The organism is Streptomyces sp. NPDC107454, from assembly GCF_055582885.1.
The window spans coordinates 132,610-143,978 of sequence record NZ_JBVJPA010000024.1 but is presented as its reverse complement, the minus strand read 5'-3'; the positions used below and the strand labels follow the sequence as shown (position 1 = coordinate 143,978).

Here is an 11,369-nt window from a genome sequence, read left to right as displayed (position 1 = left end):
GGCCCCGGTGGCGGTGACCGTCCAGGAGCAGGCGTGGTCGGTGCTGGTCCACAGGGGGTGTGTCAGAGGCGGCAACAGGTGTCCTTGTGCTGGTGTCGATGCCTGCTGGTGAGGCTGGTCGGCATCGGCGCCCAGTGTATCGGTGCCTGTTCGAAGGGGCGGCCTTCACCGAGGACAATCGTCGCCATGAGTGACGGTACGGGTGATGCCGAGAGCCGCCTGGCGCGGATCGAGCGGCTGCTGGAGAGCGGTGAGCGTGAGGTGGCGCCCGCGTGGCGGCGGGCGACGCGGGGGGAGCCGCGGTGGGCGGTGACCGCGGTGATCCTGGTGGCGGTCGCTCTGCAGTGGATGCTGCCGCACCGGCTCGCCTTCCAGCCGTACTGGGCTTTGCCGGCCCTGGAGTTGGTGCTGCTGGCCGGTCTGATCGCGGCCAATCCCCGGCGGGTCGAACCGAGCACCCGGTGGCTGCGGTGGTGGGGGCTGGCTCTGACCGGTGTGATCAGTCTGGCCAACGGCTGGTCGGCGGTCCGGCTGGTGGCGGGTCTGGTCAACGGCACCGAGGCGACGGAGGCCGGGCCGCTGCTGCTGACCGGCGGCGGTATCTGGCTGACGAACGTCATCGTGTTCGCCCTGTGGTACTGGGAGTGGGACCGCGGCGGCCCGATGGCGCGGGTCCGCGGCCGGAGTCAGTACGCCGACTTCCTCTTCGTGCAGATGCAGAGCCCGGACACCGCGCCGCCGGACTGGGAGCCGGCGTTCCTGGACTATCTGTATCTGTCGTTCACCAACTCCACCGCCTTCAGCCCGACCGACGTGATGCCGCTGTCGCGGTGGGCCAAGATGCTGATGATGCTGCAGTCCTCGGTCTCCTTGGTGACGGTGGTGCTGGTGGTCGCCCGGGCCGTCAACATCCTCAAGTGACCAGGCCGCGTGGTCATGTGCGGGCGGGTGGCGGCCGGTGTGCGTGCCGTGCAGGGGGGCGCGCGGCGTCGGCAACACCGGCCTGGAGCAGTCGCCCGTCACGGTCACGTTCGCCCGCATCGGCCAGGCCTGTCGTCACCTGAGCTGCCGGTGGGCGAGCCGGTCCGTGTCACGCGCCGAGGTCAGTTCATCTGCCGGCGGGCCTGCCTCACCTCGCGGTCGACGGCCCAGGCGTCGGCGACCGGTCCGAGGTGGCCGAGCTTGTCGGGGTTGATCACCGTGCGGATGGTCTGGATCTGCCCGTCGAGCACGTCGAGGGCCAGGGTGTGGAGCACCTTGCCGTCCCGGTCGCGGAAGATCGCGCCGGGCTGGCCGTTGACCTCGTGCGGCTCGAACGTGACGTCGATCCGGCTCATCAGGGGGAAGACCGTGCCCAGCACCCGGGCCACGTTCCGCGCGCCCATGACGGCCTTGGCCAGCTGCGGGGCCTTGCCGCCGCCGTCGCCGACCAGTTGCACGTCGGCGGCCAGCAGATCCTTCAGGCCGTCCACATCGCCGCTCTTCAGCGCGTCGAAGAACCGCGTCGCCAGCGCGTGCCGCTCCTGCCGGTCCGCTTCGAACCGCGGCCGCCCGGCCTCCATGTGCCGCCGCGCCCGCACCAGCAGCTGCCGGCACGCCGCTTCCGAACGCCCCACCGCCGCGGCGACCTCGTCGAAGTCGAAGGCGAAGACCTCCCGCAGCACGAACACCGCCCGCTCCAGTGGGCTGAGCCGCTCCAGCAGCAGCAGCGCCGCCATCGACACCGAGTCGGCCAGCTCCACCGCCTGTGCCGGATCCTGATACGGATCGCTCAGCAGCGGCTCGGGAAACCACGGGCCCGTGTACTCCTCCCGCCGCACCCGTGCGGAGCGCAGCACATCGATGGAGATCCGTGTGACCGCGGCCGACAGGAAGGCCTTGGTCGACGTGGGCCGGGTCGACGAGCCGTCAAAACGCAGCCATGTCTCCTGCACCGCGTCCTCGGCCTCGCCCACGCTGCCCAGAATCCGGTAGGCGATCGAAAACAGCAGCGGCCGCAGTTCCTCGAACTCCTCGACCTTGCTCACGCCGAACTCCCTTCCCTCGCACGCCCCGCATCCGGCCGCATCCGCCGGCGCAGGCGTCTTCTGGTGCACTGTGGCACTGGTCAGCCGATGAAGGACTCGGGGTCCTCAGTGGAACTGCCCGGCCTCGTAGGTGCCGGCCGGCTGCCGGGTGATGATGTTCAGGCGGTTCACCGAGTTCATGAAGGAGACCAGGACCACCAGGGCGGTGAGCTGCTCCTGGTCGTAGTGCTTGGCGGCATGTGCCCACACCTCGTCGCTGACCCCGCCGGCCGCGTCCGCGACCCGGGTCCCCTCCTCCGCCAGCTCCAGCGCGGCACGCTCGGCCTCGGTGAAGACCGTGGCCTCCCGCCACGCCGCGACCAGGCTGAGGCGTACCGAGGTCTCGCCGGCAGCGGCGGCCTCCTTGGTGTGCATGTCGATGCAGACGGCGCATCCGTTGATCTGGCTCACGCGCAGCGCCACCAGTTCCTGCGTCGCGGCCGGCAGCGGTGAGTCCTTGAGCGCCTTGCCCGCCGACATGAAGTACTTGAGGGCCTTTCCTGCGGTCGGGTCGGCGAAGTAGTTCAGTCGCGCGTCCATGCTGTGCTCCTCTGAGGCCGTTGGTGGCTACACCCCCTGAGACGAGGTAGCCCGGCCTCCTGTGACATGGCCCGATGTGACCCGCGTCGGCGTTGTCCATGGTGAACGTCCGGGCCGGCCTCGTGGTTCAGGGGCTTGTCGCCGGCCTTGTCACCTGGTCTTCTGTACGCCGGGGTGATCCGTGACGCGTGTTCGCCCGCCGGCTGCGGGCAGAACCGGGCACCGGAGCGGGACCGGGAAGTGAGGATGAGGCGGCGTGGAACCAGTGGCGGGACCGGACGTACGGGGTGCGGTGCCCGAGGGGCTCGGTGCGGCGATACGGGATACGGCCGAGGAGATCGCCGCACTGTTGCGGGCGGGCGCCGGCATGGAACTGCGGGTGCCGCAGTCGCAGTGGAGCGTCGGGGAGGCGGCCGCGCATCTGGCACTGGCCAACGAGCTGATGGCGGACATCGCGGCGGGACGTGCGCGCAGCTACGGGGACGGCACGCCGCAGAGTCTCGCCGCGGCCAACGAGCAGGCGCTCGCCGTGTTCGGTGAGCGCGGGGCCGAGCCGCTGGCCGGGATGATCGTGGAGCAGGCCGGTGCGTGTGTGAAGGCGCTGGAGGAGCGGAGCGCGCAGGGGACGGTTCTCACTCCGCTGGGCCCGATGGAACCGGATGTGCTGGGGTCGTATCTGCTCACGCACATGCTGGGACACGGTTACGATCTCGCCCGTGCGCTGGGGCGTGCGCACATGATCGACCGGGAGCGGGTGCGGCTGACGCTGCCGTTCTTGATGACGGCGATGCCACGGGTGACCGACACGGCCCGCACGGCCGGGCTGAGCGCCTGCTACGCGATCCGCCTGTGGGGTGGCGGCCGGTTCGGTGTGCGGGTGGCCGGGGATGCGGTGTCGGTCGATGAGCGGCTGCCGGGGCGTGCGGACTGCACCATCCTCATCGAGCCGGTCACGTTTCTCCTGATGGCGCTCGGGCGCCGGGGCCAGTGGGGTGCCCTCGCTCAGGGCCGCATCCTGGTCGGGGGGCGCAAGCCCTGGCTCGCTCCGCGTTTCCCCGCTCTGTTCAAGGCGCCCTGAGCGCGACGGACCGCGGCGGCCGGCTGCCGGTCACCTGGGCTGGGGGGCGGTGACGGCCGGGGCGGCGCCGAGGAGGCCGAGGAGGGTCTCGCGGTGGAGGTCCGCGATCGGGCCGAGGAAGTCCGGGTGGCGCAGCAGGGGGGCCGCGCGGTGGTCGCGCGGGCTGGGGATGGTCAGCCGGCGCGCGTCGCCCACGCTGTCGGGGCCGTGGTGGGTGGCGGCCAGGCAGGCGGCGGCCAGGGCGGCGAGGTCGGCGTCGGCCAGCAGGCAGGCCGCCCAGCTGACGACGGTCTCGTCGACCTGGGTGCGCCAGGCGTGGGTGGCGTCCGTCAGCGGGGGTGCGTCGGCGCCGGTGACGAAGTCCAGCCGGCCGGAGCCGCCGGGGCCGAGCAGGTCCAGCAGTTCGGCGTCCAGCGCGGTGGGGTAGCGCAGGGCGGCGGCGATGGTGGCGGCGTGCCCTGCCTGGGCTTCGGCCAGGGCCTGGTTCAGCGGGCCGGCGGCCGGGGGGAAGGCCGCCAGCAGCCAGCGTGTGGAGGCGGCGATGACGGGCGAGAGCGTGGTGGGCATGGGGGACCGTCCTGTGCGTGTGCCCGCCTGTCCTGGGTGTTCCGGTGTGGGTGATCCGGTCGCGGGCACTGCGCGCCCGGGCGGGGATGTGCGTGGCGGACAACGGTACGGCGGCCTCCCACGGGGGCGACAGGAGCTGCGTCACAGCCGGGGGCGGTGGGGCGGCACGGCCGGGGGCGGGGTGCTGCCGCTCGCGGCGGCCGGGCCGGGTGCGGTCTAGCCGAGCATGCGGTCGAGGTTGAAGGCGGCGCTGATCAGGGCGAGGTGGGTGAAGGCCTGGGGGAAGTTGCCGCGCTGTTCGCCGGTGTGGCCGATCTCCTCCGCGTAGAGGCCGAGGTGGTTGGCGTAGGTGAGCATCTTCTCGAAGGCGAGGCGGGCCTCGTCCAGGCGGCCGGCGCGGGTGAGTGCCTCGACGTACCAGAAGGAGCAGATCGAGAAGGTGCCTTCCTCGCCCTGGAGGCCGTCGGGGCTGGCCTGGGGGTCGTAGCGGTAGACCAGGGAGTCGGACACCAGGTCCTCGCCGAGGGCGTCGAGGGTGGCGAGCCATTTGGGGTCGGTCGGGGAGATGAACTTCGCCAGCGGCATCATCAGCAGGGAGGCGTCGAGGATGTCGCTGTCCTCGTACTGGGTGAAGGCGTGGCGTTCGGCGGACCAGCCGTGGCTCATGATCCGCCGGTAGATCGTGTCGCGGACGGCGCCCCAGCGGACCATGTCGGCGGGCAGGCCGCGGTGCCGGGCCAGCCGCATGGCGCGTTCGATCGCCACCCAGCACATGAGGCGGGAGTAGAGGAACGTCTTGCGGCCGCCGCGGGTCTCCCAGACTCCCTCGTCGGGCTGGTCCCAGTGGTCGCACACCCAGTCGACGAGCTCGCTGATGCTGTCCCAGTGGGCGCTGGAGATGGGCTTGCCCCACTTGTCGTAGAGGTAGAGGGAGTCGATGAGTGCCCCGTAGATGTCGAGCTGGAGCTGGTCGACGGCGGCGTTGCCGATGCGTACGGGGGCTGAGCCGCGGTAGCCCTCGAGGTGGGGCAGTTCGCGTTCGGGCAGGTCACGGCATCCGTCGATGCCGTACATGATCTGCAGGGGGCCGGTGGGTCCGCACGGGCCGTCGGGGGCGCGCTGGACGTGTTCGGTGACGAAGCCCATGAAGGCTTCGGCCTCGTCGGTGAAGCCGAGTCTGAGCATCGCGTACACGCAGAACGCGGCGTCGCGGATCCACACGTAGCGGTAGTCCCAGTTGCGTTCGCCGCCGATCTGTTCGGGCAGGCTGGTGGTCGGCGCGGCGACGATGGCGCCGGTGGGGGCGTAGGTGAGGAGTTTGAGGGTGAGGGCGGAGCGGTGGACCATTTCCCGCCAGCGGCCGCGGTAGCGGGACTGGGACAGCCAGCGGCGCCAGTAGCGCACGGTCGCGTTGAATTCTCGTTCCGCCTCGGCGACGGCGCAGAAGCGGGGGGCCACGTCGCCGCCGATCTTGTCGATGGTGAAGACGGCCGCCTCGCCCTCGTGCAGTTTGAACAGGGCCCAGACGTCCGGGCCATCGACCTCGATGGGCACGGTGGAGGTCAGGGCGAGGCGCAGCGAGGCGGAGGTGAAGACCGCCTGGCGGGCCTCGGCGTGCACGGTGTGGGGTGCGGTGCCGTACTCGAAGCGGGGGGCGACGCGGGCGCGGAAGGGGAGTGCTCCGCGGACGCACACCACGCGGCGGATGAGGCGGTGGCGGTCGGCCTCGCGTGAGTCGTCGACGACGGGCATGAAGTCCTGGATCTCGCCGACTCCGTCGTCCGCGAAGAAGCGGGTGATCAGGACGTTGGTGTCGGGGAAGTAGAACTGTTTGGTGCGGGTGGGGACGTCGGGGGCGAGTTCGAAGGATCCGCCCCGTTCGGCGTCGAGGATCGAGGCGAAGACGCTGGGTGCGTCGAAGCGGGGGCAGCAGTACCAGTCGATGGTGCCGTTCGTGCCGACGAGGGCGGCGCTGCGCAGGTCGCCGATCAGGCCGTGCTCGGCGATGGGCAGGTAGCCGGGGGTGCCGGTGCCGCGGGGGCCGGCGTAGGTCCGGTCGCTGTCCTTCGCTCCGGCCTCAGGAGTTGCTTCAGCCACGTCAGCCTCCTTGGGCTTCGCCCGAGCCGCCCCCTGGTGTCCAGGCTAGCGAGTTGTCGCGCCCGTGGGCCTGCGGAGAGCGGCTGGAGCGGGGGCCTCTCCCCCGCAGCACAGGAGCGTGGCCCCGCCCGTCGGGCGAGGGGGTCCCGGACGGCGCGGTGAGGGCGGTACGCCACCGGCCGGACGGCGTGGCGCGGCCGGACGGCGCGGCCCGGGCGGACAGGCCATGCGGGCAACCTGCCTGCGGGCACGGCTTTCTGACGGTCGGTCAACTGCGCTGGCCGCATGTCGGCGGCCGGCCCGGCGTTCAGTGAGGAACGGGCGGGACGGGGCTGCGGTCTCCTGCGCCGGGCGGCCTGATGCCGGCCGTTGGGCCGGGGCCCGTGCAACCGCCCGCCCTCACTTGATCGTCCCCGCCCCCGGGGAACCGTGACGGGAGGGGATCATGTGGTGCGGGATCACATACGTCCTGAGGACGAGGGCCGGGGGAAGCTGACGTGAGCGTCCTGCTGTGTCTGCTGGTCGTCCTGGCCGCGGTCGTCTCCGGCGTGGTGTTCCTGGGCCGGGGACTGGCCTGTGTCTGGAGAGGCGGGCTCGCGCGCTCGCTCCGCGGTCTCGCGTACGTCGTCGCGGCGGGCGCGGCCGTGATGTACGCCTGGGGAATGCTGTACGTCGCGGGCGCGGCGCTGGACGCGGAGGACGGCGGGGCGGACTCGTCGCCCATCCGGCCGTGCCGCACGGGTGTGCAGGAACGCGACTACCGGATCGACGACTACCACGTCTGGTGGGTACCGGTCCGGTTCGTGTGCCATCGAAGCGACGGGACCACCTATGACCGGGAGGTCCCCGGATACGTGAACCCGGCGCTGGCCGGCCTCACGGTCACCGGAGCGGCCCTGGCCGTATACGCCCGGTCCGTGTCCGCCCGGTCCGCCTCCGCCCGGCCCGTGGACGAGCGCACGCAAAGGCCGTGAGCATGCTGGTGTTCTACGCCGTGCCGCTGGCCGGCCTCTTCCTGTTCGCGGCCGGATCCGTCGCGTACCTCCTGTGGACGGCCCGGCGCCGTCCGTCCCGGCAGGTCCGCTGGGCCGTCATCGGCGCGGGTGTGGCGGTGCTCGGATACGCGGGTGCCGTGGCGTACGGGCTGGCCTTCGCCGATCCCGTGCAGGTGTGCGGCCAGAAGACCCTCGACAACGACTTCCCGCTGGTGCGCGTGCGCGTGGACGCCTTCCCGCCCGACGTCAGCTGCTACTGGAGCGACTCGGGGACCCATGGACCGTCGCACCCCACGGTCCTGGGCACGTGGGTCATGTGGGCGGGCACCGGGATTCTGGTCGTGGCCCTCTCCGTCATCCTGATCGGGCGGAGGTCGCGGGCCTCGCGCTGGGTGCGGGCCGGTGCGATCTGGTCGCCGCTGGTGGCCGCCGTGATCTGGGTGACCGGCGTCGGCCCCGCGATGGAACTCTCACAAACCGAGCTCTACGACGAGTGCCTGCACGACAAGACGGTCCCGCCGGAGACCAGGCTGATCCGGATCGACGTACCGGACATCGAAAGAACGGTCTTCCCGCCCTCCCTCACCTGCACCTACTCCGACAGTGAGGCCGACCTCCTCGCGCCCGAGCGGACCGGCCTGCTCGGGTGCGGCGTCGCCTTCGTGGCGTTCACGGGGGCCGCCCTGTCCCAGGCCGCACGGGCGGGCCGGTCCGGGCCGGGCATGTGAGACGTGGCCGGGCACGGCCTGCCGGGTACCGGGGCGGCGCGGGAACGGCGCCGGGGCGGCGCTGCTGACGGGGCCGGGCCGAGGGGAGTTCGGCCCGGGCCGGTGAGCAGCGGCGGTGCGGCGCTCACCTCGCGGTCGCGGGAAGCGTGGTGGTCACGGTCGCGGGGAGCGTGGTGGTCACAGGCCCATGGAGATGGCCAGCCGGGTGAGTTCGGCGGTGCTGTTGATGTTGAGCTTGGCCCGGATACGGCGGAGGTAGGCGTCGACGGTGTGCTTGGAGAGCCCCATGTGGCGGGCCGTCTGCAGGTAGGTGCGCCCTGCGGCGATATGTCGCAGCGTCTCCTGCTCGCGGGGGGCCAGCGCGGGGACGGGGGCTTCGGCGTGCGACGTGGCGAGTGTGAGGCTCATGGGATTTCCTCCGACGTGTCGGCTCGGTCGTCGCTGCTCACACCCTTGAAAGCAGGGGACATATGACCGAATAAGGCTTTTTGTCCGCTTTACATAAAGAGTGGCCGGGGTACTTCATGACGGTGTCCGCCGACTGTCACAGGCCTGTCACAGGCGATCCCCGCGGGTTTGCCGCGGCGCGGTCACGGACGGGGCGGCGGGCCGCGCCCCCGGTGACGGCGCCGGGTTGGTGCTCCGTGCCCCCCGGGATCATGCTTGTCAGGAGAGCCCCCGGCCGTGCAGGTTCCCGAAGGGCGAGATGAGCGGCGATGGAGCGACTTCCCACCCATCCTGGTGAGCGGCCACACGAGTCGGACGCCTCCCCCGGTACGGCCCGCACGGCCCCTCCCGCTTCCCCTCCCACGGCCAGCGCCGTCGTCGACGCGCGGGGCATCGTGACGGAGTGGAGCGAAGGCGCCCGGCAGTTGCTCGGCTATCCGCCCTCGGAGGTCGTGGGACAGCCCGCCGCCCGTCTGCTCGCCGACGACGCCGGCACGGCCGGCGCGGCGGTGCTGCGGGAGGCGGCCGGACGGGAGCGGTGGAGCGGGACCGTGGCACTGCGGCACCGCGACGGCCGCCGGCTGCGGCGGGAACTGCTGGCGCACCGCCGTACGGCGGACGGCCCCGTCACCGAGTGGCTCGTGGTGTCCGCCATGACCGGCACACCCGAGGGACAAACGCCCGCCGGCACACCCGAAGGAGCAACAGCCGGGGGCGGGACACCCGGGAACGAGGCACCCGGGAGCGAGGCGGCAGGAAGCGGGGCGCCCGGGAGTGGCCGGCTGGGGGAATGGGCGTTTCGCCAGGCGCCCTGTGTCCTGGCCGTCTTCGACGCGGACCTGCGGCTGGTGCGGGCCAACGCCGGTATGGAGCAGGTGCTGTCGCTCACCGAGGAGCAGATGCGGGGGCTGCGTCTGCCGGAGATCGTGCCGCATCCGGTGAGCGACGAGACCGAGGCGAAGATGCGCCGGGTGCTGGAGGGCGGCGGCCCGCAGCATCTGCGGGCGGGCGCAGGCCCCGCGGGCGCCGGGGCGGACGACGCCTGGTCGACCTCTCTCGTCCCGCTGAAGGACCCCGCCGGGCGCGTGCGCGCGGTGTGCCTGGCGGCGCACCAGCGGCTCCAGGAGCATCTCGCCCGGCAGCGGATGCTCCTGCTGAGCGAGGCCTCGGCCCGCATCGGCACCACCGCGGACAGCGGGCGCACCGCGCAGGAACTGGCCGACATCGCCGTCCCCCGGCTCGCGGACTTCGCCGCCGTCGATCTGCTGGACGCCCCCCGGCACGGCGTCGAGCCCTCCCCCGCCGCCCCGGCCAGGCCCCTCGCCGCGACCCGTGCCGCGGTGCGCTCGGTCCTCGACGACGGCCCCGCCGCCTCCGCTGCGGGCACAAAGACCCTCTACCCGGCCCTGTCACCGGTGGCCCGGTGCCTGGCCCAGGGCCACGGCGCCCTGTACGACGCGGCCGACCCCGACCTCCTGCGGTGGGCGCGGCAGGACCCGGCGGCCGCCCGGCTCCTGGGCAGCGGAACGCACTCGGTGATGGTGGTGCCGATGCGGGCCCACGGCGCCACGCTCGGCGTGGCCCTCTTCGGCCGGCACCGGCGCGCGGAGCCCTTCGAGGCGGACGACCTGTGGCTGGCGGAGGAACTCACCGCCAAGGCGGCCGTCAGCATCCACACCACCCGCCGCGACAGCCGGGAGCACACCAGCACCATGACCCTGCAGCGCAGCCTGCTCCCGCAGACGCTGCCCGACCAGGGGGCCCTGGACATCGCCACCCGCTATCTGCCCGCCGGCACCCGGGCCGGCGTGGGCGGCGACTGGTTCGACGTCATTCCGCTGTCCGGTGCGCGGGTGGCCCTGGTCGTGGGCGACGTGGTCGGCCACGGCATCCGCGCCTCCGCCACCATGGGCCGGCTGCGCACCGCGGTGCGCACCCTGGCCGATGTCGACCTGCCGCCCGACGAACTGCTCACCCACCTCGACGACCTCGTCCTGCACCTGTCCGCCGACGAGGGCCACGCGGACGGTGCCGCCGAGAGTGCCGGGGGCATCGGCACCACCTGTCTGTACGCGGTCTACGACCCGGTCTCGCGCCGCTGCGCCCTCGCCCGGGCCGGCCACCCGCCGCCCGCCGCGGTCACCCCGGACGGCGCCGTCCGTTTCCTCGACGTCCCGGCCGGCCCGCCGCTGGGCCTGGGCGGCCTGCCGTTCGAGACCTTCGAGACCGAACTGCCCGAGGGCAGCCTCCTGGCCCTCTACACCGACGGTCTGCTCGCCGCCCGCGACCACGACATCGACGAGGCGCTGGACAAGATGTTTGCCGCCCTCGCCCGCCCCGCGAAGACCCTCGACACGGTCTGCGACAGAGTCCTGACCGCCATGCTGACCCACCGTCCCGACGACGACATCGCCCTGCTCGTCGCCCGCACCCGGGCCCTGCACGCCGACCGGGTCGCCGCCTGGGACCTGGCCTCCGACCCGGCCGTCGTCGCCCGGGCACGCAAGCACGCCACCGAACAGCTGACCGCCTGGGGGCTGGAAGACGCCGCCTTCATCACCGAACTGACGGTCAGTGAACTGGTCACCAACGCCATCCGCTACGGCCGGCCGCCCATCCAGCTGCGGCTGATCCACGAGGACTCCACGCTGACCTGCGAGGTCTTCGACTCCAGCAGCACCGCCCCGCACATGCGGCGCGCCCGGACCTTCGACGAGGGCGGGCGGGGCCTGCTGCTGGTCGGCCAGCTCGCCCGGCGCTGGGGCACCCGGCACGCCCTCACCGGCAAGACCGTCTGGGCCGAGCAGTCCCTCTCCCCCGGCTGACCCGCCTCCCGCATAGGGCCGCGGCC

General features: G+C 72.6%; 10 protein-coding genes. 5 read left to right on the top strand and 5 right to left on the bottom strand.

Going from position 1 to position 11,369, the window contains the following annotated elements; translation table 11 throughout:
- The first annotated feature begins 186 nt into the window (after positions 1-186).
- The gene (locus ACZ69M_RS44290) at positions 187-921 is read left to right on the top strand and encodes a hypothetical protein (protein WP_470059167.1); all 735 of its coding nucleotides are present in this window, start codon (positions 187-189) and stop codon (positions 919-921) included.
- 182 nt (positions 922-1,103) lie between these two features.
- Here the strand turns inward: ACZ69M_RS44290 and ACZ69M_RS44285 are convergent, their stop codons facing one another.
- Both ACZ69M_RS44285 and ACZ69M_RS44280 read right to left on the bottom strand, forming a co-directional pair.
- Entirely contained in the window at positions 1,104-2,027 is a 924-nt protein-coding gene (locus ACZ69M_RS44285) for an RNA polymerase sigma-70 factor (protein ID WP_470059165.1), read from the bottom strand.
- A 105-nt stretch (positions 2,028-2,132) separates the two neighbouring features.
- The gene (locus ACZ69M_RS44280; RefSeq protein WP_470059163.1) at positions 2,133-2,606 is read right to left on the bottom strand and encodes a carboxymuconolactone decarboxylase family protein; all 474 of its coding nucleotides are present in this window, start codon (positions 2,604-2,606) and stop codon (positions 2,133-2,135) included.
- A 256-nt stretch (positions 2,607-2,862) separates the two neighbouring features.
- On the opposite strand from ACZ69M_RS44280, the gene ACZ69M_RS44275 reads away from it, so the two are divergent.
- Complete coding sequence (locus ACZ69M_RS44275) at positions 2,863-3,684, top strand: maleylpyruvate isomerase family mycothiol-dependent enzyme (protein ID WP_470059161.1); 822 nt, start codon at positions 2,863-2,865, stop codon at positions 3,682-3,684.
- Between the two features lie 30 nt (positions 3,685-3,714).
- Here the strand turns inward: ACZ69M_RS44275 and ACZ69M_RS44270 are convergent, their stop codons facing one another.
- Both ACZ69M_RS44270 and ACZ69M_RS44265 read right to left on the bottom strand, forming a co-directional pair.
- On the bottom strand, positions 3,715-4,251 hold the full coding sequence (locus ACZ69M_RS44270; RefSeq protein WP_470059159.1) for a hypothetical protein: 537 nt from the start codon (positions 4,249-4,251) through the stop codon (positions 3,715-3,717).
- A 216-nt stretch (positions 4,252-4,467) separates the two neighbouring features.
- Positions 4,468-6,348: a glycoside hydrolase family 15 protein gene (locus ACZ69M_RS44265; RefSeq protein ID WP_470059157.1), complete on the bottom strand. Its 1,881-nt coding sequence runs from the start codon at positions 6,346-6,348 to the stop codon at positions 4,468-4,470.
- A gap of 497 nt (positions 6,349-6,845) precedes the next feature.
- Between ACZ69M_RS44265 and ACZ69M_RS44260 the strand changes: the two genes are divergently transcribed.
- Together ACZ69M_RS44260 and ACZ69M_RS44255 are read left to right on the top strand one after the other, a co-directional pair.
- Entirely contained in the window at positions 6,846-7,322 is a 477-nt protein-coding gene (locus tag ACZ69M_RS44260) for a hypothetical protein (RefSeq protein WP_470059155.1), read from the top strand.
- Positions 7,323-7,324: 2 nt separating this feature from the next.
- Positions 7,325-8,071, top strand: a complete 747-nt coding sequence (locus ACZ69M_RS44255; RefSeq protein WP_470059235.1) for a hypothetical protein — start codon at positions 7,325-7,327, stop codon at positions 8,069-8,071.
- A 177-nt stretch (positions 8,072-8,248) separates the two neighbouring features.
- Here the strand turns inward: ACZ69M_RS44255 and ACZ69M_RS44250 are convergent, their stop codons facing one another.
- Positions 8,249-8,479, bottom strand: a complete 231-nt coding sequence (locus ACZ69M_RS44250; RefSeq protein WP_470059153.1) for a response regulator transcription factor — start codon at positions 8,477-8,479, stop codon at positions 8,249-8,251.
- Between the two features lie 308 nt (positions 8,480-8,787).
- Between ACZ69M_RS44250 and ACZ69M_RS44245 the strand changes: the two genes are divergently transcribed.
- The gene (locus ACZ69M_RS44245) at positions 8,788-11,343 is read left to right on the top strand and encodes a SpoIIE family protein phosphatase (RefSeq protein WP_470059152.1); all 2,556 of its coding nucleotides are present in this window, start codon (positions 8,788-8,790) and stop codon (positions 11,341-11,343) included.
- The last annotated feature ends 26 nt before the right edge of the window (positions 11,344-11,369 follow it).

What these genes read in the sequence shown, in the direction of transcription:
- ACZ69M_RS44290 (WP_470059167.1), top strand. Translation starts at nt 187, where the DNA reads ATGAGTGACGGTACGGGTGATGCCGAGAGCCGCCTGGCGCGGATCGAG.
- ACZ69M_RS44280 (WP_470059163.1), bottom strand. Translation starts at nt 2,606, where the DNA reads ATGGACGCGCGACTGAACTACTTCGCCGACCCGACCGCAGGAAAGGCC.
- ACZ69M_RS44270 (WP_470059159.1), bottom strand. Translation starts at nt 4,251, where the DNA reads ATGCCCACCACGCTCTCGCCCGTCATCGCCGCCTCCACACGCTGGCTG.
- ACZ69M_RS44255 (WP_470059235.1), top strand. Translation starts at nt 7,325, where the DNA reads ATGCTGGTGTTCTACGCCGTGCCGCTGGCCGGCCTCTTCCTGTTCGCG.
- ACZ69M_RS44250 (WP_470059153.1), bottom strand. Translation starts at nt 8,479, where the DNA reads ATGAGCCTCACACTCGCCACGTCGCACGCCGAAGCCCCCGTCCCCGCG.
- ACZ69M_RS44245 (WP_470059152.1), top strand. Translation starts at nt 8,788, where the DNA reads ATGGAGCGACTTCCCACCCATCCTGGTGAGCGGCCACACGAGTCGGAC.